This window comes from Shewanella sp. A32 (assembly GCF_029167175.1).
Lineage (GTDB): Bacteria > Pseudomonadota > Gammaproteobacteria > Enterobacterales > Shewanellaceae > Shewanella > Shewanella yunxiaonensis.
Window position 1 is genome coordinate 56704 of the sequence record NZ_JARFTS010000011.1, and the last position, 24392, is coordinate 81095.

The window sequence follows — 24392 nt, forward strand, 5'->3', positions numbered from 1 at the left end:
GTGAAATTCTAGTAGAAAAACAGCTAGTCTACAAAATATACAACGCGGGAATGGTTCCCGGACGGTTGAGATTAGCTGAGATGTGAAAGGGGATCGCCATGAATATGCCACTGAACACTACCAATTTGCAGCGTCAACATCCATGCATTGCTATGGCCGTCGTCAATGTCGAGTCTCTCGCGAAGCGCCATATTTCTGAGAAGCTGACCAACGCCAAACAATTACTCGATATCCTGTTTCCGTTGGCACAGGGGTCACACAACGATGTTACCGGCTATATGGTGTACTATCAGCACCTGCTGGCCTGTTTTGCGGACGCCACCCTTAGCGGTCTGCGACATCCTCGCCAGTTTATTGCACTGTCAGGCCATAAGACCCAACCAGATGCGTTACTGTTAAAGCATGACAGTGGCTGTCACCTGGAAATGAGTTTTAATCACGGCGGATTGATTGGCTGTCATGACCAATCAGGTCTCGATGATCTGCAGCTAGAAGAGGCCCACAATCACGGTAATCGCTGGATCAGTTTGCTGCATGAAAGCATAGACGGTCATACTAGCCCGCAGGAAATGCGAAAGCAGTTTGTCGACCATGAAGGCTTGATATACGCCCTGTAATTACAGTTCCATGTGCTTGTTACTGTCTGACCAAACACGGCAGCCCTATGGCTGCCGTTACGTTTGGTACGGCCCATTTGATTCAATAAAATTTAATCTTTCAATTAAGATTATTTGATTTTTCTTGCGTTATTGTTCTCTCCTATACTGCCACTCTCGTTCACTGTGGAAAAATCTCCCAATGGTTAGCAATTTCAATTTGCAGGAAAGTCACCGTAAGGTGTTGTTTTGCCTTTTAGCCGCGGTGTGCTTGTTACCCGGCATCACCTCGCCGCTGGCATTAATTCTTGGCTTCATCCTGGCAAATCTCGGCTGGTTACCCGCAGAGTGGGAGATTGGCAAATTCACGAAAAAGCTGTTGGCGCTGTCGATTGTCGGACTGGGGTTTGGTATTCCACTGCAACAAGCAATTAGCATCAGCACCCACAACCTGCCGTTAATTCTCGGCAGTATTATTTTTACTATCGCCTTTGGCACCTTGCTCACCAAATTATTGCATCTTGAACAGCGTACCGGCCATTTGATTGCTTGCGGAACCGCTATTTGCGGCGGCAGTGCCATTGCGGCCGTCGCTCCCGCGATCAATGCCAAAAGTGAACAAACTGCCATTGCGTTAGCCTGTGTATTTATCCTTAACTCCATCGCCCTGTTTATATTTCCGGTAATTGGTCATCTGCTGGCCTTAAGCCAACACGAATTTGGGGTCTGGAGTGCAATTGCCATTCACGATACATCTTCGGTAGTGGGGGCAGCATCAGCTTATGGCGAAGAAGCGCTGAAAACCGCCACCACCATTAAACTGGCGCGGGCGTTATGGATTATTCCAGTAGCGGCGCTTAGTGCCATGGCCTTTGGTGGTAAAGGGAAACTGGTGCTCCCCTCTTTTATCATTTATTACTGCCTGGCAATCGCTATCACCAGTCTGTTGCCACAAGGACAAGCACTGTACCAGCTGCTATTTGCGGCGGGGAAAAAGTCTTTAGTGGTGTGTCTGTTTCTGATTGGTTGCGGTATCACGCTGAAGAAATTGCGAACTCACGGGCGAGGTCCGTTGTTGATGGCAACCATTTTGTGGGTGGCTATCGGCAGCGGCTCGTTGCTCAGCGTGTTGTTACTGGAGTGATTGGCCTTATTCAGGCAGCCTGCGCATTGCTTTCTGGAGCAGGCTGAATGAAATCTTCCATAAACCACGCACAGAAACTATGGCGACCGTCAACGCCCGCTTTGGTATAGATAGATGACGCCTGTTGTCTGACGGTCTTTTCCTTGGTGCTGCGAACACCGGAGATTTCTTTAAAGCTCAATCCTTTTAATAGCAACAACGCGACTTCCTGTTCGCTACGAGTCAGCGACCAGAGTTCAAATTGCTGTTGTACCGCTTGAGTATATTCTTGTCTGGCCGCCTGCATCCGGCTGGAGATATTACAGATCCGGGTATCCGCCCGTTTGAGTTGATTGGCCAGCTGTCGGATTTTACGGGTACGGTTTAGCAGATCAGTTCCAATGTACAGTGCTCCCAACGCGGATAACGTCACCAATAATGTTTCCTGAATAATGTGCCAACGGGGCACGCCCAGTTCCAAATCTGACAATACATCCAAGAAATTCAGCACCATTATCACTGTGAGCAGTGTAATCATTAGCCAATCTTTCATTTTCACAACTCCTGAAAATAAATCATTTCCTATCAAACAGTTAACACTATGGTACATATGTACCATAGCAGGCTTTTATGATACAGCTCCCCGAAGAATTCAACACGTTTTTGTGTCAGGCTGGCATCGTTGTTTCCCCCGGTGATCACAGCCTATGAAATTCAGAAAGATTACGTTAGCGCTAGTGCTACTAGTGCCCATTTTGCCATTGTCGGCCGCCCCAGAAAATGCCCGAGAAGCCATGTTGGCTCAGGCACAATCCAGATTACACAATTACGCCGCACAACTCACACCTATTTATCAGAGTGCTGACTGGTTAATTGGTTTACCAACCATCAGTATAAGCCATCTGCAGGGACTGGACAGTCGGCGCAGTTACGAGCAGCAGTTGTCACTGAATCTGCCGTTCAAGTCCCCCGCCATGCATCGACTAGACGAGGCGTTGAAACCCCTCAATCAGCAGTTGATTGTGCAACAGAGTAGGTTGCAACAGCTCTATCTGTCCGGTTTGTTGCGGCAATATTGGTGGCAGCAACAGCTGGCCGACACGGAATTGCAGCAACTGCAGCATAAGCAGCAACTATTGCAACAGTTGCTGGAACGCCAGAAAGCGCTGAGCCTTAGCGGTGAAGCGCCCACCAGCCAGCTATTGGTACTGCAACGCGAATTACTTGACCTCCAGTTAGCGATGCTGACGCCTAAGCAACAACGGGCAAGTGCCGCCGAAGCCTTACGGCGGCTGACCGGCTTAGAACAGCTTCCCTCCCTTGAGGAAAGCAGTCGTTTGTTACCGCAAGATGACGGCATCAACAATCCGTTATGGCAACTGGCGAGTATCCAACTGCAACGACAGAAGTTACTGGGCAAAACCATGGCTGAAGGTGATACCACGCCGTGGATTCTGTCCGTGAATGCCAAAAACACCGCCACGCCGGGGATGGAAGAGCAGGCCATCGGCCTAGCACTGGATATCCCGCTGCCGACCAGCAGTGGCCTCAGCCAACAGGAAGTCGGCACTTTGGTTGAACAGCAACTGCAACTCGAACAACAACAACAGCAACTGATGTTACAGACCAAGCTGCAGCTGGATGAACTGCGCCAACAACTGGCGCAACTGCAACAGCAACAACTGTTGCTACAGCAATCGTTGACACTGAGCCAACAACTGACCGCGTCATTGGCAGCCACAAAACAACAGGGTCTGCCGCAATATCAGGCATGGCTGCGGAGCTATGTGGATACATTAGATACCGAAAGTCGTCTGGCACTTAACCAATTGGCGCAGTCCCAACTGCATTCAAAACAATTGCAAGCCCTTGGAGTTACCTTATGAGATGGAAATCACTGCTCGGCAGCAGTGTTCTGGCACTGTCATGTTCATCAGTTACCGCTCAGGAGCTGTCTGTGGCAGCGCTTGGCAAACTGACATTAAGCTACGCGTCCGTTAAAGCGGTACAGCAACTACCTGCCAGCCCAGTGCCTGCGGAAGTCACCGTTGAACCCGGCAATACCTTCTACCTGAGCGTTCCGGAAACGATTCAGCAGCGCCACTGGTTGGTCGCTGATGGTTCAACAGTCACTGCTGGCCAACCGCTGATCTTATTGCAAGGGGCAGGTATTCATCATTTTCATATGCAGTTTGAAGCTGCCGAAGAAGCCTTTAACCTGGCGCAAAACCGCTACGAACATAACCGCAAATTACACGCCAACGGGACTATCGGTGCCGAAGTGTGGAGCCAAATCAGTATGCAGTACCATGATGCCAAACTGAAGTTTGAGCACATGCACCACTTTATGGAACTGCTACAGGAAGCGCCGGAGGGCTCATTACTGAAAGCCCCAATGGCCGGTATTTTACGTTACGGAGACAATAGCCAACCGCTACCGGATGGTGGCCTGTTGCTCGGCCTAGTCCCTGCCGAAGATATCCGCTTGCACGTCAATCTGCCATTAGCCATTGCTCACGATACAGTGTCAGTCAATACCGGCAGTTGCCAATTGTCTTTGACCCGGCGCGACAACTTCGCTCAGGGAGGCTTCGTCAGTGCCTGGACCGAAACCGTACCCGCGAACTGTGGCTTGACCACCGGTCAGCAATTGCAGGTTATCCCGCTGCGTCAGGTACAAGCGTTGGAAGTGCCCAAACAAAGTGTTTATTCCTGGGGAACCGGCACCCAGGTTCTGCGGCATCAGGGTGACAAACTGCTACCAACCACCGTCACTATTTTGGGCGTGAACGGCAATGATTACCTGCTTCAGCCACTGACTGAACTGCAGAACAGTGAAGTATTGAGCGAGTCCGTGGCCGCAGCCAAAGGCATGCTGCTGGGACTAGGAGGCGAATAACATGCTCAATGCTATCATTCGTTTCTCACTGACTCAGCGGTTGTTTATGCTGATCACCGGGCTGATCCTGGCGGCGGCTGGCAGTTATGCCTGGCTGGGTATTCCGTTGGACGCGTTCCCAGACATTTCGCCCACGCAAGTGAAGATCATTCTGAAAGCCCCGGGAATGACCGCCGAAGAGATTGAGTCGCAGGTGACGGTTCCGGTAGAAACTGAATTGCTGGGGATCCCTAAGCAGGCGATTCTGCGTTCCACCACCAAATATGCCATCACTGCCATCACGCTCGATTTTAACGAAGGAACAGATATTTACTGGGCGCGGCAGCAGGTCAGTGACCGTCTGGCCGCCGTAAAAGACAAGCTACCAGCGAATATTGAGGGTGGCATTGCGCCAATGAGTACCCCGCTCAGTGAAATTTTTATGTTTTCACTGGAAAATCCTTCGATGAGTTTGTTGGAACGCCGACAGATGCTGCAATGGCAAATTCGCCCATTGTTACGTACTGTGGCCGGTGTAGCCGACGTCAACATCCTCGGCGGCTATGCCAAAACGCTGCAAATCACCCCAATCCCCGAAGCGATGGCGCAAGCGGGACTGAGCCAGGACGACCTGATCGCCCGTATCAATGCCAATAATGCTAATACCGGTGCCGGGCGCATTACTGTCGGCACCGATAATTTCACGGTTCGTACTGAAGGCCGTGTCAGCTCCATCGATGCGCTGCGCAATATGGTGATCACCAGTAACGCTCACGGCACTTATCGATTACAGGATCTCGCCGCCGTTGAAATCGGTCACCTCGCCCGCTATGGCGCAGTCACCCGCAATGGCAGTGAAACCGCTGAAGCACTGATTGTCGCGTTGAAGGACTCGAACACGGCCGATGTGGTCAAAGCCGTGAAAGAGAAACTGGCGCAGATAGAGCCGACCTTGCCACCAGGCAGTAAGCTCAATGTGTTTTATGATCGCGCCAATCTGATCAGTACCGCTATCGGTACCATCTCCGAAGCGCTGGTGGAAGCCGTGGTGTTGGTGATTGTGTTGCTGGCGCTATTTCTGGGTAATGTGCGCGCGGCACTGGTGGTGTCGCTGGCATTGCCACTGGCGGCGCTGTCGACCTTTGTATTGATGCGTTACTTCCACCTGTCGGCCAACTTGATGAGTCTGGGGGGGTTAGTGATCGCCATCGGGATGCTGGTGGACTCGTCGGTGGTGGTCGTGGAAAACATGGTGAATCAGTTAGCCGGTGGACAACGCTTGCCCAGACTGCATCTGATCTACCGGGCGACCAAAGACGTGGCTACCCCAGTCGTCTCCGGCACAGTGATTGTGATGATTGTGTTTTCGCCATTGCTGACGTTAAGCGGGCTGGAAGGCAAGATGTTTTCACCAGTCGCCATCACAATTGTCTTTGCCATGCTGTCTGCACTGTTACTGGCGTTAACCATTATCCCAGTGGTGGCCTCTTATCTGGTGAATGAAAAGGCAGTAGAGGAGCCGAAGTTCGTGCACTGGCTAAAGCGCCACTACCTGCAATCGTTGGAATGGGTACTGCACCACGGAAAACGGTTTGTCATTACGGCCGGGATATTATTGGTGATGAGCTTTGGCCTGTTCACCCTCGTCGGTAAAACCTTTATGCCGACCTTGGATGAAGGCGACATTATTCTGCAGTTAGCAAAATCACCTTCTATTTCCTTGCAATCATCATTAGATCTGGACGCGCAGATCGAAAACCATCTGCTGAAAACTGTGCCAGAAATCCGCCAGCTAGTTGCTCGTACCGGCGCCGATGAGTTGGGATTGGACCCTATGGGTCTTAATGAAACCGACGTATTTTTGCAGCTAAAGCCTGCTGACGAATGGCGCTTTAAAACCAAAGAGCAGCTGATTGACGCTATCCGGGCCGAAGTAGTGAAATTCCCCGGTATTGACTTCAACTTTACGCAGCCCATCCAGATGCGTGTTTCTGAGATGCTGACCGGCAGTATCGGCGATGTGGCGATTAAAATTTTTGGTGATGACTTAGCCGCGTTAAACCAACTCGCCGGGCAAATCAGTGACATTACCAGTGCCACTAGCGGCGCTCAGGATGTGAAAACCGCCATGACTGAAGGCAGTCCCTTTATCAATCTGAAACTGAAAGATGGACTGGCCAGTCGTTATGGCATGAATGCTACCGAGTTTGGCAGTTATCTGAAGAGCCAACTCGAAGGCGTTGCGGTCACCGAAGTGATCCAAGGTAAAAAACGCACGCCGGTATTGATTGCCTACCCACGGGACAATATTGCCAGCTTGGCGCAACTACAGCAGCAAGTGATCCTGATGCCTGATGCCAGCCTTAAACCGTTAAGTGAATTGGCTGACATCAATTATCAACAAGGACCAATCCGAATCGACCGCGAACAGGGTAACCGCTTTGCAGTGGTCACAACCAACGTTAGTGGCCGAGATATCGTCAGCTTTGTTGAAGAGCTGAAAGGCAAGTTAGCCCAACAAGTGAAACTGCCGAGTGGTTTCAGCCTCAGTTATGGCGGCGAATTTGAAAACCAGCAACGCGCGACTAACAACCTGCTGCTGGTAGTGCCGGTAGCCATCATGCTGATTAACCTCATTCTGTTTACCACCTTTGGCACGATTTCCAAGGCATTGCTGATTTTAGCCAACGTGCCATTTGCCATGATGGGCGGGATTATCAGTCTCTATCTGTCGGGAGAATACTTGTCGGTACCGGCATCGGTAGGCTTTATTGCCTTGCTGGGGGTAGCGGTACTTAATGGGGTAGTAATGGTGAGTTATTACGAGCAATCGCGACATATGTTTGCCACACTTGAAGAACGGGTAAAACAAGGGGCTGCTCGCCGATTAAGGCCGATCATGATGACCGCAACCACCGCGATGTTCGGTCTGATCCCGCTGGCGTTTGCGACCGGCCCTGGCGCAGAAATTCAACGACCATTGGCAATTGTGGTGATCGGTGGACTTATCACCTCAACCATTACCACTTTGTATCTGTTGCCGCTGTTGTATGAAACTCTGGAGAAACGTAAATGAAACAACTGCTGGTACTGATCGCCCAACACAATATTAAAGATGATATTGTCGATACGCTGATGTCGCTGGACTATCTTTCCGGCTTCAGTCTGGTGGATATCTGTGGATTCAGCCGCGAGCACAGCCAATACAACTTGAAGGAACAGGTGGAAGGTTACCGGGAATTCTATAAGTTTGAGATCATGCATCCACAAGAATTCCAGCAAGAGTTACTGACCATCCTGGCGAAAGTGTGCCAACATAACCCTTGCCGTTACTGGATAGTCCCCATCGCCAGTAACGGAGTGCTGGGCAAGGCGTAACTGGACACGGTGATTAGCTTAAACCCTCGGAACATTATTCCGGGGGTTTTTTACATTGAAACCAGCCCGAAAAATATCCCCACAAACATAAAAATACCGCACATTCCAACAGTGAGCGCCACAGGCCTGTCAGCGACCGATCTACGACTATCAGCGTCGCAATGGCCACAAAAAAAATGACAACAACAGCAATGATGGGCTTCATGGTCTTTCCTTCATCAATAACGCTGTTCATTATTGATGGCGCGTTATTTCCAGACCAATATTTAAAAACAATATCTAATAACTAATTATATTTTAATAATAATAAATTATTAAAAGCCCACTTCGTTGCGATGACAAGCGTTAACCAAAATTCTTGAGATAACCGCTACGGTATTGCGAGATTGTAATTGATTACAATGTGTTATGACTGGCTAAGGGGAACCAGTCCTAATTGCGCTGGAGCGTGCGACCTTTGCCCAGCAGTGCTTGACCCGCAATCGCCAATACGCAATAACCCAGGAAAAACCAGAAACCGCTTTCAAATTTGGCACTGGTACGCACCAGGTCGCCCATACCCGCTGAGGCATCGCCCGCCATATAGGTGATGATCAAAGCCACCACAAACACATCCGCCATCGACCACTTGGCAATCGCATTGGTTACCAACGCAAGATTGCGTTGAGCTCCCGCACGTAAGGGCAAAATTACTGACGCCAGTAACATGAGTAACTTTAATGCCGGAATAACTACAGAAAACAAGGCCACCAGCACCGCAACCAGCAGATTGCCGTGCTGCTGTAATTCTGTCACCGTGCCCCAGATACTGCGACTTTTGTGAAATACCGCCACTTCACCTTGCAGATGATTGAGCCCGAGCAACCCCGCCACCATCCCCAACATATTGCGGGTACGCTGTTGGCCTTCGTCGGAGTCGTTGCTAACGCTTTCGGCGATCATATCCATGCCGGTTGCGGACAGTTTCGCTTTTTCCACATGCCCATCAATCGTTAAGATTGGCATGGTTACTCCAGGCACCAGCAGTGCCAGCGACAACAGTAACAGCAATAAAGCTTTCCAGTTTGACATTCGGCCTCCAACTCAGGGTCTGCTATGTGCAGACTCGCTCAGTCTACCGATTTTGGCTAAGCACGTCAGGTGCTAATAGAAAGGTGTCGGGTCAACCGCCATCGCAGAAGGTGAAATACCACGCTCAATATTGAGATCTGATTTTTTCAAATCGACCAGCACAACGTCGGTGTAATGCTTATGTTTATTCGAATAGAAACATTTCACTACCGGGTGCAACACATCACGGCCTTCGGTTTCCCAAACAATACCTACGCGCCCATCCGACAGCTCGACCAATGAGCCGACCGGGTAAACACCTATACAACGAATAAATTCATACACCAGACTTTCATCAAGGTGAAAGGGCGTCAGACTCAGCAAGATTTTAAACGCTGCGGCCGGGCTCATCGCTTCTTTGTAGCAGCGGGTAGCGGTCAGCGCATCATAAATATCAACAATGCAGCTCATGCGCCCATGCTGCGGCAACTGTTCGCCTTTTAAGCCACGAGGATAACCACGACCATCGAGCTTTTCATGGTGCATCAGGCAAACATCTCGACTCACCTGAGATAGCCCTTGCGCTTCTGACATGATCGGTATGGCGTAGACCTGATGTAACTTCATGTGCTCAAACTCTTCCGGCGTCAGCTTACCCGGTTTATTCAGCACCGAACTGTCGACTTTAATTTTGCCCACGTCATGCAAAATTCCGCCCACCGCAAGTTGCCTGAGCATGTCGCGTTCTAGCCCCAAGTAACGCCCGAAAGTAACCAGCAAAACCGCAACGTTAACCGAGTGCTCCAGCAGATAAGCATCTTTGGTACGTAAGGCCGATACACATTTGAATGCATCAGCGTTGTCCATCACCGACTCAATCATGTTTTCAGCGAGGGCTTCGACTTTGGCAACTTCTATGGCTTTGCCTTCAAAGGTCTCTGACAGCACTTTGCGCACGAGCCCCTTCGCTTCATGAAGCAACTCACTGGCCTGCTTTTGCGCTTGTTCGCGATTTTTTATAGTGGGTGGTGAAATGGCCGCACGGCTATTTGCCGGGACTTTTTCGGCAGTAAACGTACTGCGGGCAGGATCAATCCAGACGAACTGCACACCTTTGCTTTTTAGCTTGGTCACCAGATCCAGCTGAGTAATGCGTCCAGCGTTCGCAACCGTGAGCTGTTGGCTGTTTTCAATAGCCGACACAAACATACCCACTTCCAAACTGGAAACTGGCAGTTTGATCAGATCGGCTTTTCGCAAAGTCTCAGTCATGCAGTTGCTCCGACAATAGGCTGGCGCATCCATTGCGACCCTCGCACCTGAGCACAGGCTAACTTGTCCAACGGGTCAAATTTCGACAGCACTATATTATAGATAAATTTACGTTTTACCTATGGTCGGATTCAACTTCTACTTTTTTCTTGTCGGTTTGATCGCAAGGCATTGAAAACTTGACGGAGTCCACCTTCTGAAGACGCAGTTATGACAACTGCGAACAACATCATCTATCTGTTCATCTTCATCATCTTCGGCAAACGCCTGGCAATTGGCGGCCTGAGCTCGCGCGGCTGTGACGTTTTCGCGTCCGGCACGAAATACCCAACGGTCTTCCTGCAATTCAAATCCTGCAAGTTCGCTCATCAGTAGTCCTTAAGCTGCTGCTTGGTAGCATTGTGCCAGTCACCGTTTTGCTGGGATACCAATAGCGCAAAGCGCCCTTGCGCCATCACCGCTTTAACCTTACCACTTAGCCAGACTTGAGTTTCAGGTGCTAACCAATCACCGTCGGTTGTTAGCACACCGTCCAAGGCCCCCTGTTGTAAAATATCAGCGACACTGAAGGGCTGAGGCGTCTCGCCTTGCCCAAATTTCAGCTGACCTTTCACACGGCCATCATTGCCAGACAAACGTAATCCTAGCCCCGCTAAAGCCCCAATCACACCCTGCCCCGTGCCGCCGTGTTCACTCAAATCGATTTGTAGCTCGCGGGCCAGTTCGTACGCCGCCGCTTTAGTGAGTACCTGTTGCTTCGCTGACTGACCAAACGCTTGCAACGCCAACGCATTTTTCAGGTGCGGCAGATAGACGAAGGCCAAGCCGGGATCTGCCGCTGCCGCACTTTCCTGACACAGATGTGCCACGGCGATGGCCTTGATCTCCTCGCCAGACAGCGGGCCCTCATACGCAAAACACATGGCACTGTTGTGGGACGTATAAGGAATATCTTCATGTACAAATAACTGGTGACGCGTTACCAATGACGCAGAACCACCATGAACTTGCAATAAGTCCGCAATTTCACCGGCAATTTCACCCGTCCCTTTGGTGCCAATATCATCCGTGTCATCAATACAAATTAACCATTGAGCCATATATTACCTACTTGATGAGGGTTTCTTTATAAAGCAAATCATGCGCTTTTAGGCGACGGATCACCGGGATCACCAGTAACGCCCCGGCAACGGAAAACAGCGCGCCCATAAGAAATTTGAGACCAAAACGTACTAACGCTACCTGCTGGCTCATCCCTATCAGCAAATCTTCTACCAGTCCTTTGGCTGACCAGGCCAAGCAGCCCACCAATGCCACAATGACAAAGCGCCAACGCAAGGTGAGCAAAGTACCTAAAACGATTAAGGCTAAATCCATCGATAATGCAGGAATGAAAAATTTAAGAAAAATTAACGGTCCACCTTTTCCTATCCCAAGAATGGCCGCGACCGCCCCCGCCAGCGCGCCACAGGTGGTAATCGCGCCTTTTCGACCGACAGCACCGTAGCAAATGAGATAAAAAAAGCTCATCAGCAACATGGAATGGCCCGACAATCCCAGCTTTATCCGTAACATCCCTTTTAATGCCACCAGCAAGGTCGCGCAAAAGCCGATAAACAATGCATCCTGCAACTGAAAACCTAATTTGTTATCTGTCTGTGTCATGTGGACTCCGCGGCTCACGCCAATATGTCACCTGCGGCTGACTGCCGAAATGGCGACTACGCGCAGCAGTAGCGGTTTGCTGCGCCAGCTTTAGCAATTGCACAAATAAAGGGAAAATCACGCAGTATGCCAGTTCATACCAGTTCAACGGATTCAACAGTTGTCGAGGTGCGATTCTGGCGCCGCGCAATAACTGCAGCTGGTAAATATCGCGCAGTTCATTAGTCATAAAGGGCAATAGATTAATCGACGCTGCAACCACAAATGCCCATTTTGCCGGCATCACTTTGGCCAGAACCACACCAATCAATTGCGGCTTAATCACCACCGTAAGCCACCAGCCCGGTAATAGAGCCAACAGCATTCTGGCAACGGCCCACGCCCCTTGATTCATCTGCTTGCCGCCATGAATTAACGCATAAAGCAGTAACGTGAAACCTAATTGCAGCACGATATAACGGATAATACCGCGAATATCACCGCGCTTGATGAGTCCATGAACCAGCAACAACAAATTGATAAACGCCAAATACAGCAAACTTGATTGTGGAGCCAAAAATGCGGCGGAAGACAGTAAGGTAACTAACAACATTGCGGCCGCGGTTAACCATAGGTCACCGTCAACAGCCGCATTGGCGCTCATGAATGCTTGTAGACGCTTAGCCCGCATAGCGTTGCTCCGAGGATAATGCGCTCACGTGCAACGCTTGCTGGGTAAGCTGCCATTCCTGCGTCACTGATGCCAGCGACAACGCACGGTGACTGCTGAGGATTACCGTGCCACCAATAGAACGTAAATAGTTGATCATAAACCATAATTTGTCTAAATGCGCACCATCCAACCCTGCTAACGGATCATCTAACAACAACAGTGATGGGCGATAACATACTAAAGAAGCCAAGGCCACCAAATGCTGTTGGCCGTAGGACAAGGTATGGGGAGACCGCTGTGCCAGAGACAACAGATCCAGTTGCTGTAGCAGCTCACTGGCGAAAGAAACCGGCAAACCGAAACGCCGCAGACTGAAGCTCATCTCATCAATAACCGTTGATTCAAATAGCTGTCGATTGGGACGCTGCATGAGCAATCCCAGTTGTCCGCCAAACACGCCAGTTTTGGGACGCTGACCAAACACTTTAACAGGTAACGGGTTAACGTTGGACTGGATACCCGCGATGGCTTTGAGCAAACTACTTTTGCCAGCACCGTTATCACCACACAACATCACTAGCTCACCATCACGAACCGTCAATGGTTGCTTACTGCGAAACAACACATTGTCACCCTGATAACGAAACTCGAATGGTTCCGCACTCAAGATCACCTCATGACCAGGCTTTACTTCTGTCACCGTCAGTTGATGACCACAGTGGAACTGCCCGGGTACTAAATGCCCGGCGTGCAGTTGCCAGTAATGGCTGACAATATCCGCAAATGCGCCAGGGTTATGCTCTGACATCACCACGGCAATGTCTTCTGCCAGTAAACTACGAATGACGGCTTGTAGTTCTTCGACGCCAGAATTATCCAATTGTGCCCAAGGTTCATCGAGGAGCAAGACGGCTGGCTCACTCACCAACTGCGCGGCAATCATCAAACGGTATTTCTGCCCGAGCGACAGATTCCCGATAGGACAATCGAGACTGACAAATAGTCCGACGCGACGCAATGCCTTCTGCACTCTGGGGATCATTGCCTCAGTGTCAACGCCGATGTTTTCCAATGCAAAGGCAACTTCGGCGCCTACGGTTTGTCGCAGCAACTGAACCTGCGGATCTTGCATCACTAGACCGCAGAGTAGTTGACTACGTCGATAAACCCCACCTTCAAACGGACGCGTCTGCAGTCCAGATAACAGCCGCAGCAACGTCGACTTACCGGAGCCCGTTGGCCCACTGATACAGTGACAACTTCCAGATTCTACTGACATGGTCAGATCCCTGAAGATCCAGGGTTCCAAACTGCCATAGTTAAAACAGACGCCGTCGAGCTCCAGTAATCTCATGGTCAGATCTGCCAGTTAACCCCAACAAATACCTGCCGACCTGGTTGCGGTAATGAATCGGCTTGGTAGTAATTCTCATCCAGCAGGTTAGTGGCACGCAGGTAGAACTCTACCCCGGTACCAATCACCGGCTGAGTCAAATTAACATCCACTACGGTGAAATTACCCAGCGAGAATTCAGTCAGCGTCTTAACGTTGTTGACCTTCACATTCTGATAGTAAACCTGGTCAATGATCCGTTCGACATTCAGATGGAAGCGGGTGTTAGTAGGTAACTGATAACCCAATTCAAAGCGGATCTGGTGTTTTGGTCGGTAATTGAGACCGTCATTTTTGGTGTCATCCGCAGTTTTGTCTTTAGAATCGAGATAACTGTACGCCAGACTCAAATTCAGTTTATCGATACTGTGGTTGCTTAATACGGTATCAAAGCCCTGGAAGCGGTAATCGCCAAGGTTCTGGGAAATACTGTTGCTATCTTTGGCGATGAAATTGTCGGTATCGGTATGGAACAGATGGATTTCAAAATCGGTGTCCATGCCCAAGCCCTGGTTCAGGCCGAGTTCAATAGTTTTAGACACTTCGGTTTTCAAATCTTCGTTGCCGGACGACAGGTCATACAGATCTGACATGGAAGGGAAACGAATTTTGCGGGCAGCACTCAAGGTTAGTTTAGTGCTATCCAGTGGCTGCCAATAGCTCGAGGCCATAGCAGAGTAATCGTTGTCAGAATTTTTCTCACGGTCCATGTCGTGGTATGCCGCACCTAGGGTATAGCCCCAGTTGCTAGCTGCCTGATACTGGTATTCAGCAGCGCCGCTATATACCCAGGCTGAATCATTGAAGGAATCGACTGTACTGCTGGAACTGCTGCCTGAGCCTGAGCCAGAACCTGAACCACTGCCAGAACCAGAGCCTGAGCCTGAGCCTGAACCGGAACCACTGCCAGACGAAGTCGTGCTAAAAGTCCCAGAAACCGCTTCCCAGCTCTGCTTCTCGGCAATGACCGAAGTCGTCAGAATGCCCAGATCATTGAAATCGGCAATTAGCTGAACATTGGCCCCCTGCGTTTTAGAGGTACCGTCTTGATATTCACTGAGGGTGTCATAGCTTGCGTCAGTATAAACGGAGTCATAGGTTGCCGCTTCGTTGTAATAACCAAAGCCGCGCAATGTCAGTAACTCATTGAATTTATGTGCCAAACCTAACTGATAGGTTTTAGCGTCGTAATCATCAACCCGCTCATACTTAACCGTACCAGTGCCACTGCCATCACGCGGTGGTTTACCCCAATCACCGGAACGTATTGCCATATTGGCGATCAACTGCGTATCGTCGTTAAACCAGTAGCTACCCTGCGCGTAAAAATTGCGCAATGTTTTATCAGAGTTAAGACGAACACCTTCATCCTGAATAGCCGTTGCTTGGTAATCAGAAGACAGGTCATATCCATCAGTGGTCTGGTAGCTACCGCTGACAAATCCCTGCCAGTTGGCACCTGAACCGGCAGCACTGACATCTCCTTTGTAAGTATCGTTGCTACTGGCTTCAATGTTGCCGGCTAAGGCTGGCGCACTATTGCCCTGCTTGGTGATGATGTTGATAACACCGCCGGCCCCACCAGGACCATACAGCACTGAGGTAGGACCGACAGAAACTTCAATTGAAGCAATCTGGCTGGTCGGAATAATACTTGGGTCAAACTGACCGTCATCGGCACCGTTGGCCGGGACACCGTTGATCAACAGCATGACATGGCGGGTTTTGAACCCCCGGATATCAACACGAGGAGACCCCTCACCACCATAACGCACATAAACACCGGGAACAGTTTTCAACACTTCATCCAGGCTTTGCGCCCCCAGGGCCTGGATCTCATCTTCCGTGATGTACCATTGTGTAGTGGAGTTTTTGACTGCGCTACCGCGTTCGCCATGAACAACCATGACTTCATTAATGTTTAACAGCGGATCCTTAGCAGTTTCTTCTGCTTGTGCGGTTATGCCATATCCCATAGCCGCCATCGCTAGCGCAACAGCTGAAATTTTCAGTGGTACTCGTGACATTTTTATGCCTTATTGGTAGTGAAGTATTTGCTTATTTTCGCGATGCCTGTAAAAGGCTCAACAAATGCCAAGCAAAAAACTGACCAGGATCGACTATTACGGAGAAACACCGTAGCGGATATGTTAAATGCTGGCCAAAATGTCTCACATGTGCGATGTATCACGTAAATATGTCCATATTTTTCAAATCGAAAATAAGTAAAAACTGATAAAGATCACGCAAAAATTCACGCCGAAATACGCCATAACTTGACAGTGTTGGCTGCTGACTTTAGTTTGTGTCGCATATTCCTATCGTCGGTGTCGTTGTGCCGATCCAGGTTGTTGTAAAACCATCCGGAGCACCATTTGTCTGTACTACCCCTGTCGAAGGCTGTCAGCTCCTTAAGCGACAGACTTTCCCAGTTATTTGACCATTCCCAAACCGCGGGCATTCTGCAGCTGGTAGAGGAAGTGAGTCTGCCGCCGCTGATGTCATGGCTGGCTGCACAGCAGCAATTTCCCAAAATTTACTGGCAAGGTCGCGATCGCTATGAGGAAGTTGCAGGCGTAGGTAGTTGTCTGGATCTGCAGTTTGCCGAGGCGGTTGATGACGAAAAACTGCTGCAATTTTACCAACAACAAAGATCACTACCGCGCACTGCTGATGTGCGTTTTTATGGCGGGGTAGCATTCGATCGTCGGTTAGAATCCTGGCCCGAATTCGGTCGCGCGCGTTTTTTGGTGCCTCGCATAGAATTGCGCCGTTGCGACGATAAAGGGTTGTTGATTGTTAATCTCAACCTCAGCGCACAACCACTTTCCGAGCAAATTTCCAGTGCCCAAGAGGCGTTGGCGGCGTTGCAAGCTGCACAACCCTTACCGCCACCGATAAAAACTGATGTGCAGACGCGGGTGGATATTCCCGATTTTGCGCGCTGGTCAGAACTAGTGACCGAGGTAACGTCACCAGACTTCAATCGGGACACGCCCAAAGTGGTGTTATCACGGCAAACCAAACTGCAAGTAGCGCAGACGCCCGATCCCTGGACGGTGCTGGCATGCTGGCAGGGGCGCAATCCCACCAGTTTTCAGTTTGGGTTTCAGTTCAGTCCGGAACGCAGTTTCATCTCCTGTACTCCGGAACGTTTATATCGTCGGCAGCTGAACGAATTGGTTACCGAGGCACTGGCAGGTACGACCGTCCGGGGGTTAACCGAAGAAGAAGATGAACAGTTAGCACAACAGCTGCTGGATGATCATAAGAACAGTCATGAAAATCAGTTTGTTGGCACCCATATTGAGTCAGAATTGCGGCCACTCAGTGCACAGGTCTTTGCCGATGAACCGCTAAAAATCTTTAAGTTGAACCACATCCAACATCTGCATCGGGTGATCAAGGCACGTTTGCGCGCGGAGGTCAGTGACTTTCAATTGTTGCAGGCATTGCATCCGACGCCAGCGGTGGGTGGTTTTCCTAAGGCATCCGCCTTGCAATATATTGCCAGCCATGAGGGCTATACTCGGGGTTGGTACGCCGGGGCCTGTGGTTTCCTCAGTTCCCAACTCAGTGAGTTCGCTGTGGCAATTCGCAGCGCACTGCTAGAGCCGGGTTGCATTAATCTGTACGCTGGCGCCGGGATCCTCACCGGTTCCGATCCAGTGCTAGAGTGGCAGGAACTGGAAAACAAATTAGCGACCATCATGTCGATTCTGGTGGATTTCTAGCAGCGCTTGTAATCTGCATATCGCCGACTATAATGTGCGCCGCCCGGGCAATTCGGGCAGCGGGTTCCCTCACCCCGCGTAACTAACCAAAAAGGTCACAAGATGCTTTTGTTAACTCCAGCGCAAGTAAAACGCGCTTTATGGCTATTAGTCAGCTTCCATATTCTGATCATCAGTGCCAGTAACTATCTGGTGCAGCTACCGTTTCAAATTTTCGGTTGGCATACCACTTGGGGCGCTTTCAGTTTTCCATTCGTCTATCTTGCTACCGATTTAACAGTGCGCATTTTTGGTCAGCAACCCGCACGACGTATTATCTTTTTTGCCATGCTTCCGGCGTTAGTGGTGTCTTACGCCATTGGAGTGTTGTTCCACGATGGGCAATTTCAGGGCTTAGCGGCGTTGGCATCAACCAATGACGTTGTCTTTCGCATCGCCTTTGCCAGTTTTGCCGCTTATCTGATGGGGCAACTGATGGACATCAAAGTGTTTGCGGCCATTCGCGCTAAATGTGCCTGGTGGGTAGCCCCTTCAGCATCCACTATTTTCGGCAATCTGATTGATACCCTGATATTTTTCAGTGTGGCGTTCTATGCATCCAGTAACGCCTTTATGGCAGCTAATTGGCCAGAAATTGCCACGGTGGATTACAGCTTTAAACTGCTGATCAGCTTTGCGCTGTTTCTGCCCGCTTATGGGGTGTTGTTACGTTATTTACAGGACTGGATCCTGGATACGGGGACGCAGACCCAGTTATCCTGAACCCGCCAAAGCCTCAGTTAAGTTGAATGGCCGGTACCCCGTCATTCAACTTATTAATGAGCCTGATCCCCGTTTATCTTGCCAATGATAAGAGTGGCTCGGCAAGATATCGGCCTTGCCAGCACACCACGACGCTATGCGTTATACCAATGCCTCTCTGAGCTTAGTACCCCAAGCGGCAACCTCGGCACCATCACAAACATATTGATCGGCTTTGCATTTACTTTGTTTTTCATCGTCAAAATGCACAAAATCAGGCTTTTCCAGCAGTTCATCGGCCTTATAGCGGAACAGTACCTGATAAACAAAGTCGATAAAAATAATATATTTACGTGGCAAGTAAGCCCGTTTTGGAAAAGATACCCCCAGCACATTATGTTCCATAGGGAAATCTTCTAACAAAGGCACCAATTCGCCGCTCTTAATCGCTTCTTCGACAATCATCGGCGGCAATGCTGCAATACCCAACCCGGCAATTGCCACTTCCCGGGCTAAAGTAATGTTGTTTACTCTGAATTGAATTTTCGGCGTAATACTCTGCCATTGCTGACCATCAAAAATACGGATCTGCCCTTCTGACGGCAACTTCGCTAGGGAGGTGTACAGGTCAATATATTTATGTTGCCACAGCTCCTCCGGCTGCTGCGGATGGCCGAAGCGTTTCAGATAACTAGGACTAGCAACTAACACCGTAGAGGTATTGAACAGTCGGTAAGTTTGCAATCTAGAATCTTCCACCATCCCCACATGGAACAGAATGTCCACGCCTTCGGCGATAAGATCCACATTGCGGTTGCTTAATTCGGTGTCAATACGGATATCGGGATAGGACTCCAAGAAACACGCAAATACCGGCCCCATGAATAACTGACCCATCTCAAATGGACACACCACATGGAGATTACCTTTTACTCGCTGTTGGCTGGCACTCAGTTGTGCCTCGGCATTTTCCAGATCCAACAGAATCTTAGTAATTTTGTTGTAATATTCCGCACCAGCTTCAGTCAGGCGCAATGCCCGTGTGGTACGAAATAACAGCTGTACACCGGTTTGCTTTTCCAACTCGGCCACTTTGCGGCTGACAGTGGTTTTGGTCAATCCCAACGCATTAGCTGCCCCAGTGAAACTTCCTTGCTCCACTACCTGGGCAAAAATTTGTACCCGATTCAGATCCATTAATTGTTTCGCCTATGCAACAGTGAGTGAATTATTAAACTACTAATAAAATTTTTGGCACAGTTGTAGAATAACCTACCCTGAAGAAGTGAACCAGTTGCTTTTTCTAGTCGCGCGCAAATGATGCAATGCGGTATGTAATGACTGCGACGAACATAGTGCACGGCGTCGAAGGGCCTGAATGCCTGGCGACATTCAAGGATCTATAGGATATGGAAGTAAGCGGATTACCACGAAATGAGTGGTAATAAACTGACACTTTAATGAAATTTTACCATTTTAAATTTTCCCTTTTATTCGCACTTGTTAATAATGATTGCCTATACACTGATTTCGGCAGTCATGGAATTCAATTGCCTGTATCAGGATATGGGATGACCGGACGGTCTCTCAAACAAGTCGATTATTGATAGGAGTTCTCATGCGGCAGATATTGAAAGTTGCCTCAGTTGTAAGCATGGCACTATGGCTTAACGCCTGCGGTGCAGAAAAGGAGCCAGTGAAAGGACAACAGACGGCACCAGCCACTGAAGTGGGGATCATTCCTGTCAAAACAGCGTCTCAGGAACTCACCACGGTGTTGCCCGGTCGCAGCGTCGCCTATCTGGAAGCTGAAGTGCGGCCGCAGGTGAGTGGCATCATTTTGAAGCGCAGTTTTACTGAAGGCGGCTATGTGAAAAAGGGACAGTCCCTCTATCAGATAGACCCAGCCACTTACAAAGCTAGCGTCCAGAGTGCTGAAGCCGCGTTAGCAAATGCAGACGCCAGCCTCCAATCGGCAACGGCCACTTATCAGCGTTATCAAAAATTGTTAAAGACAGACTTCATCAGTAAAGAAGATTTCGATACTGCGGAAGCCGCCTACAAACAAGCCAAAGCGACTGTATTAACAGCCAAAGCCGCACTGAATACCGCTAAAATTAATCTGGAATATACCGAAGTGCGGGCACCGATTTCTGGCCACGTCGGCAAGTCCAGCGTTACCCCAGGGGCGCTCGTCACCGCCAATCAGACAACTGCCCTGGCTACGATTCAGCAGTTGGACCCCATCAACGTAGATATCGTGCAGTCCAGCACCCAGATGCTGCAACTGAAGAGCAGTCTCAAGGCCGGTCAATTAAAAGCGGCGGATAATGCCAAAGTGAAATTAATGCTGGAAGATGGCAGCCAATATAGCCATGAAGGTACGCTGAAATTTTCTGAAGTCAGTGTTGACGAAAGCACCGGTTCAGTCACCATGCGCGCCGAGTTTCCCAATCCCGAAGGATTGTTGTTACCTGGAATGTATGTCCGTGCGGTGTTAAGCACTGGCATCGACCCCAACGCGATTTTGGTGCCGCAAAAAGCGATCAGCCGTAACTCCAAGGGGCAAGCCGTGGCAATGGTGGTCAATCCGCAGAATCAAGTCGAAGCTCGCATTGTGACTACCGCAGAAGTTATCGGTAATCAATGGCGCATCACCAGTGGTCTCCACGCTGGCGATAAGCTGATTGTCGAAGGCTTGCAAAAAATTCGTCCGGGGGCCCCAGTCACTCCGAAAGAGCTTTCAAACCAGCAATAACAGGGCGGAACTTATGGCACGTTTCTTTATCGATCGCCCCATCTTTGCGTGGGTGATCGCAATATTATTGATGTTAGCTGGGGTGCTGGCGATTAAGTCATTGCCAGTCTCCCAATACCCGAAAATTGCGCCGCCAACCGTGGTGATTTCTGCAACTTATCCTGGCGCTTCTGCCAAGACAGTAGAAGATTCGGTCACGCAGATCATTGAACAGAGCATGACTGGTCTTGACCACATGCGCTATATCACCTCTACCAGCGACAGTTTCGGGAATGCGCAGGTAACCATTACCTTTAACGCTGAGGCAGATCCTGACATTGCTCAGGTGCAAGTGCAGAACAAACTGCAGACTGCGATGACACTGTTACCGCAGGAGGTACAGCAGCAAGGGGTCAGCGTTAACAAGTCGACCTCAGGATTCTTGATGGTGGTAGGTTTTATCTCCACCGATGGCTCCATGAATAAAGCCGATATTGCCGATTTCATTGGTTCAAGTATCAAAGATCCCCTCAGCCGTGTACCCGGCGTGGGGGAAACCCGCTTGTTTGGTGCCCAGTACGCCATGCGTATATGGCTCGATCCCCTCAAGCTTACCCAATATGATTTGACGACTGCCGATGTTGTTTCTGCCATTAGTTCGCAAAACGCACAGGTGGCGGCGGGCCAGTTCGGCGGTGCACCTGCGGTAAAAGGCCAGGAACTGAACGCCACCATTACCGCACAGAGCCGGTTACAGACACCAGAACAGTTCCGTAAGATCATTCTGAAGTCGAACAGCAGCGGCGCAAATGTGTATTTGTCAGACGTAGCCCGCGTAGAACTGGGAGCGCAGAACTACAACATCTCCTCGCTCTACAACGGACAACCCTCCAGTGGTCTGGCGATCAGCCTGGCATCAGGAGCCAACGCTCTGGATACCGCCGCGGCCGTGAGAGCAAAGTTAGCAGAGTTACAACCGATTTTTCCTGAGGGGTTAAAGGTTATTTACCCTTATGACACCACTCCATTCGTCGAAAAGTCGATTGAAGGCGTAGTACATACGCTGCTGGAAGCCATCGTACTGGTGTTCGTCATCATGTACCTGTTCTTGCAGAACTTCCGTGCCACATTAATTCCTACCATTGCCGTTCCAGTCGTGTTGCTGGGTACCTTTGCCATCCTGTCATTTGCCGGTTACTCCATTAACACCTTGACGATGTTCGCCATGGTACTGGCGATTGGTTTGCTGGTAGACGATGCCATTGTGGTGGTAGAAAACGTCGAACGTGTGATGTCGGAAGAGGGACTTAGCCCTAAAGAAGCCACCAAGAAATCGATGGGACAGATCACCGGCGCCTTGATTGGTATCGGTGCCACGCTGTCTGCGGTGTTTGTGCCGATGGCATTTATGTCAGGTTCAACCGGGGTTATTTACCGACAGTTCTCTATCACTATCGTCTCGGCCATGGCGTTGTCAGTTATCGTGGCAATCGTGCTAACACCGGCACTTTGTGCCACCATGCTGAAGCCAATCCACCAAGGCGAAGGACATGAAAAGCGTGGATTTTTTGGTTGGTTCAACCGTGGCTTTGAACGCTTCACCTCTGGCTATCAATCTTCAGTGGCGAAAATCCTTAAACGTTCTTTCCGGATGCTGATTATTTACGTGGCGCTGGTGGGTGTGGTTGCCTGGATGTTTACGCGGATGCCAACTGCCTTCCTACCTGATGAAGATCAGGGGATTGCAGTATCTATGGTGATATTGCCGCCAAACTCCACTCAGGAAAGTACCGAAAAAGTACTGAAAAAGGTCTCAGATCAGTTCCAGAAAGAATCGGTTGTAAAATCGGTGTTTACCGTTGCGGGCTTCAGTTTCGCCGGTCAGGGACAGAACATGGGGATGGCCTTCGTTAACCTGAAGGACTGGTCAGAACGTACCGGACCGGGACAAAGTGTCCAGGCGGTAGTCGGCAGAGCCATGGGGGCATTTTCTCAGTTTAAAGACGCGATGGTGTTTGCGTTTGTGCCACCAGCGGTGATTGAACTAGGTACAGCGAATGGCTTCGATATGTATCTGCAAGATTTGACCGGACAAGGCCATGACAAACTGATCCAGGCACGTAATCAGTTGTTGGGAATGGCAGCACAGAATCCTAAGCTGATGGCTGTACGACCTAACGGCCAGGAAGATGCGCCGATGTACAAACTGGATATCGATTACGAGAAGCTGAAAGCACTTGGCGTCGAGATCAGTACCGTCAACAGTACCTTAGCCACCGCCTGGGGCGGTTCATACGTCAACGACTTTATTGATCGCGGCCGGGTGAAGAAAGTCTATGTGCAGGGTGAAGCCAAGTACCGTATGCAACCTGACGATCTCGACAAGTGGTATGTGCGTAACAGCAGTGGCGACATGGTACCGTTCTCGGCCTTTGCCAAGGGCTACTGGGAGTACGGTTCACCACGACTGGAACGTTTTAACGGCTTGTCAGCAGTGAACATTCAGGGTTCAGCAGCGCCCGGATACAGTACCGGCGAGGCCATAGAAACCATGAAGCAATTAGCCAGCCAGTTACCACCTGGATTCGGGATTTCCTGGAATGGGGTCTCATACGAGGAACAACTCTCCGGTAACCAGGCACCTGGCTTATATGCCCTGTCACTGTTGGTGGTGTTCCTGGTATTGGCAGCCTTGTATGAAAGCTGGTCAGTACCCATCGCGGTGATCTTGGTGGTACCACTAGGAGTAATCGGTGCACTCCTGGCAATGAATGGCCGAGGATTGTCTAACGACGTGTTCTTCCAAGTCGGTCTGTTGACTACTGTGGGGCTAGCCACTAAGAACGCGATTCTTATTGTGGAATTCGCCAAAGACTTCTATGAGAAAGGTGCCGGCTTAATCGAAGCAACACTGCATGCCGTTCGCGTGAGGCTTCGGCCTATTCTGATGACATCCCTGGCTTTCGGCCTTGGGGTGGTACCGTTAACCGTCAGCAATGGCGCAGGTTCCGGTAGTCAGCACGCCATTGGCACAGGTGTCTTAGGGGGGATGATGAGTTCAACCTTCTTGGGTATCTTCTTCATTCCGGTATTTTTCGTCGTCGTTGAGCGGCTGTTCAGCAAACGAGAAGAATCGGGAACTGACCAGTAGAAACTTACTAGTAAAAAAGGCC

The 24392-nt window shown here is 50.0% G+C and carries 20 protein-coding genes; 10 read left to right on the forward strand and 10 right to left on the reverse strand.

Going from position 1 to position 24392, the window contains the following annotated elements; genetic code table 11:
- Nucleotides 1-98 precede the first annotated feature (98 nt).
- Nucleotides 99-617: a malate synthase gene (locus PY479_RS10070; RefSeq protein ID WP_275483663.1), complete on the forward strand. Its 519-nt coding sequence runs from the start codon at nt 99-101 to the stop codon at nt 615-617.
- 181 nt (nt 618-798) lie between these two features.
- Complete coding sequence (locus PY479_RS10075; protein WP_275483664.1) at nt 799-1740, forward strand: putative sulfate exporter family transporter; 942 nt, start codon at nt 799-801, stop codon at nt 1738-1740.
- A 10-nt stretch (nt 1741-1750) separates the two neighbouring features.
- Here the strand turns inward: PY479_RS10075 and PY479_RS10080 are convergent, their stop codons facing one another.
- Nucleotides 1751-2272 (reverse strand): LuxR C-terminal-related transcriptional regulator, encoded by a 522-nt coding sequence (locus tag PY479_RS10080; RefSeq protein WP_212595031.1) that lies wholly within the window; start codon nt 2270-2272, stop codon nt 1751-1753.
- A 154-nt stretch (nt 2273-2426) separates the two neighbouring features.
- On the opposite strand from PY479_RS10080, the gene PY479_RS10085 reads away from it, so the two are divergent.
- The 4 genes from PY479_RS10085 to PY479_RS10100 are packed head-to-tail and all read left to right on the forward strand — an operon-like array spanning nt 2427 to nt 7975.
- The gene (locus PY479_RS10085; RefSeq protein ID WP_275483665.1) at nt 2427-3605 is read left to right on the forward strand and encodes a metal transporter; all 1179 of its coding nucleotides are present in this window, start codon (nt 2427-2429) and stop codon (nt 3603-3605) included.
- The gene (locus tag PY479_RS10090) at nt 3602-4618 is read left to right on the forward strand and encodes a hypothetical protein (RefSeq protein WP_212595029.1); all 1017 of its coding nucleotides are present in this window, start codon (nt 3602-3604) and stop codon (nt 4616-4618) included. The genes PY479_RS10085 and PY479_RS10090 overlap by 4 nt, the downstream gene beginning before the upstream one ends.
- Nucleotide 4619: 1 nt before the next feature.
- Entirely contained in the window at nt 4620-7673 is a 3054-nt protein-coding gene (locus tag PY479_RS10095) for a CusA/CzcA family heavy metal efflux RND transporter (RefSeq protein WP_212595028.1), read from the forward strand.
- Nucleotides 7670-7975 (forward strand): DUF3240 family protein, encoded by a 306-nt coding sequence (locus tag PY479_RS10100; RefSeq protein WP_212595027.1) that lies wholly within the window; start codon nt 7670-7672, stop codon nt 7973-7975. Before PY479_RS10095 ends, PY479_RS10100 begins: the two co-directional genes overlap by 4 nt.
- A 432-nt stretch (nt 7976-8407) precedes the next feature.
- Here the strand turns inward: PY479_RS10100 and PY479_RS10105 are convergent, their stop codons facing one another.
- The 8 genes from PY479_RS10105 to PY479_RS10140 form a co-directional block, all read right to left on the reverse strand.
- Complete coding sequence (locus tag PY479_RS10105) at nt 8408-9046, reverse strand: paraquat-inducible protein A (RefSeq protein ID WP_275483666.1); 639 nt, start codon at nt 9044-9046, stop codon at nt 8408-8410.
- Between the two features lie 72 nt (nt 9047-9118).
- On the reverse strand, nt 9119-10297 hold the full coding sequence (locus tag PY479_RS10110) for an HD-GYP domain-containing protein (protein ID WP_212595025.1): 1179 nt from the start codon (nt 10295-10297) through the stop codon (nt 9119-9121).
- A 138-nt stretch (nt 10298-10435) separates the two neighbouring features.
- Complete coding sequence (locus tag PY479_RS10115; protein ID WP_275483667.1) at nt 10436-10666, reverse strand: hypothetical protein; 231 nt, start codon at nt 10664-10666, stop codon at nt 10436-10438.
- Entirely contained in the window at nt 10666-11397 is a 732-nt protein-coding gene (locus tag PY479_RS10120; RefSeq protein WP_212595023.1) for a DNA-binding protein, read from the reverse strand. Before PY479_RS10120 ends, PY479_RS10115 begins: the two co-directional genes overlap by 1 nt.
- A gap of 7 nt (nt 11398-11404) precedes the next feature.
- On the reverse strand, nt 11405-11962 hold the full coding sequence (locus PY479_RS10125; RefSeq protein ID WP_212595022.1) for a core component of ECF transporter: 558 nt from the start codon (nt 11960-11962) through the stop codon (nt 11405-11407).
- Entirely contained in the window at nt 11946-12632 is a 687-nt protein-coding gene (locus PY479_RS10130; protein WP_275483668.1) for an energy-coupling factor transporter transmembrane component T, read from the reverse strand. Before PY479_RS10130 ends, PY479_RS10125 begins: the two co-directional genes overlap by 17 nt.
- Complete coding sequence (locus tag PY479_RS10135; protein WP_275483669.1) at nt 12622-13968, reverse strand: ATP-binding cassette domain-containing protein; 1347 nt, start codon at nt 13966-13968, stop codon at nt 12622-12624. The genes PY479_RS10130 and PY479_RS10135 overlap by 11 nt, the downstream gene beginning before the upstream one ends.
- 2 nt (nt 13969-13970) lie before the next feature.
- Nucleotides 13971-16034, reverse strand: coding sequence for a TonB-dependent receptor (locus tag PY479_RS10140; protein WP_275483670.1), 2064 nt, complete (start codon nt 16032-16034; stop codon nt 13971-13973).
- Nucleotides 16035-16382: 348 nt separating this feature from the next.
- On the opposite strand from PY479_RS10140, the gene PY479_RS10145 reads away from it, so the two are divergent.
- Complete coding sequence (locus tag PY479_RS10145; RefSeq protein WP_275483671.1) at nt 16383-17741, forward strand: isochorismate synthase; 1359 nt, start codon at nt 16383-16385, stop codon at nt 17739-17741.
- Nucleotides 17742-17843: 102 nt separating this feature from the next.
- On the forward strand, nt 17844-18503 hold the full coding sequence (locus PY479_RS10150) for a 7-cyano-7-deazaguanine/7-aminomethyl-7-deazaguanine transporter (protein ID WP_212595018.1): 660 nt from the start codon (nt 17844-17846) through the stop codon (nt 18501-18503).
- Between the two features lie 141 nt (nt 18504-18644).
- Here PY479_RS10150 and PY479_RS10155 read toward each other — a convergent pair whose 3' ends face one another.
- Nucleotides 18645-19679 (reverse strand): LysR family transcriptional regulator, encoded by a 1035-nt coding sequence (locus PY479_RS10155; protein WP_212595017.1) that lies wholly within the window; start codon nt 19677-19679, stop codon nt 18645-18647.
- A 421-nt stretch (nt 19680-20100) separates the two neighbouring features.
- Here PY479_RS10155 and PY479_RS10160 point away from each other — a divergent pair, with 421 nt between their 5' ends.
- Entirely contained in the window at nt 20101-21240 is a 1140-nt protein-coding gene (locus PY479_RS10160) for an efflux RND transporter periplasmic adaptor subunit (RefSeq protein WP_275483672.1), read from the forward strand.
- Nucleotides 21241-21253: 13 nt separating this feature from the next.
- On the forward strand, nt 21254-24370 hold the full coding sequence (locus tag PY479_RS10165; protein WP_212595015.1) for an efflux RND transporter permease subunit: 3117 nt from the start codon (nt 21254-21256) through the stop codon (nt 24368-24370).
- Nucleotides 24371-24392: the final 22 nt, after the last annotated feature.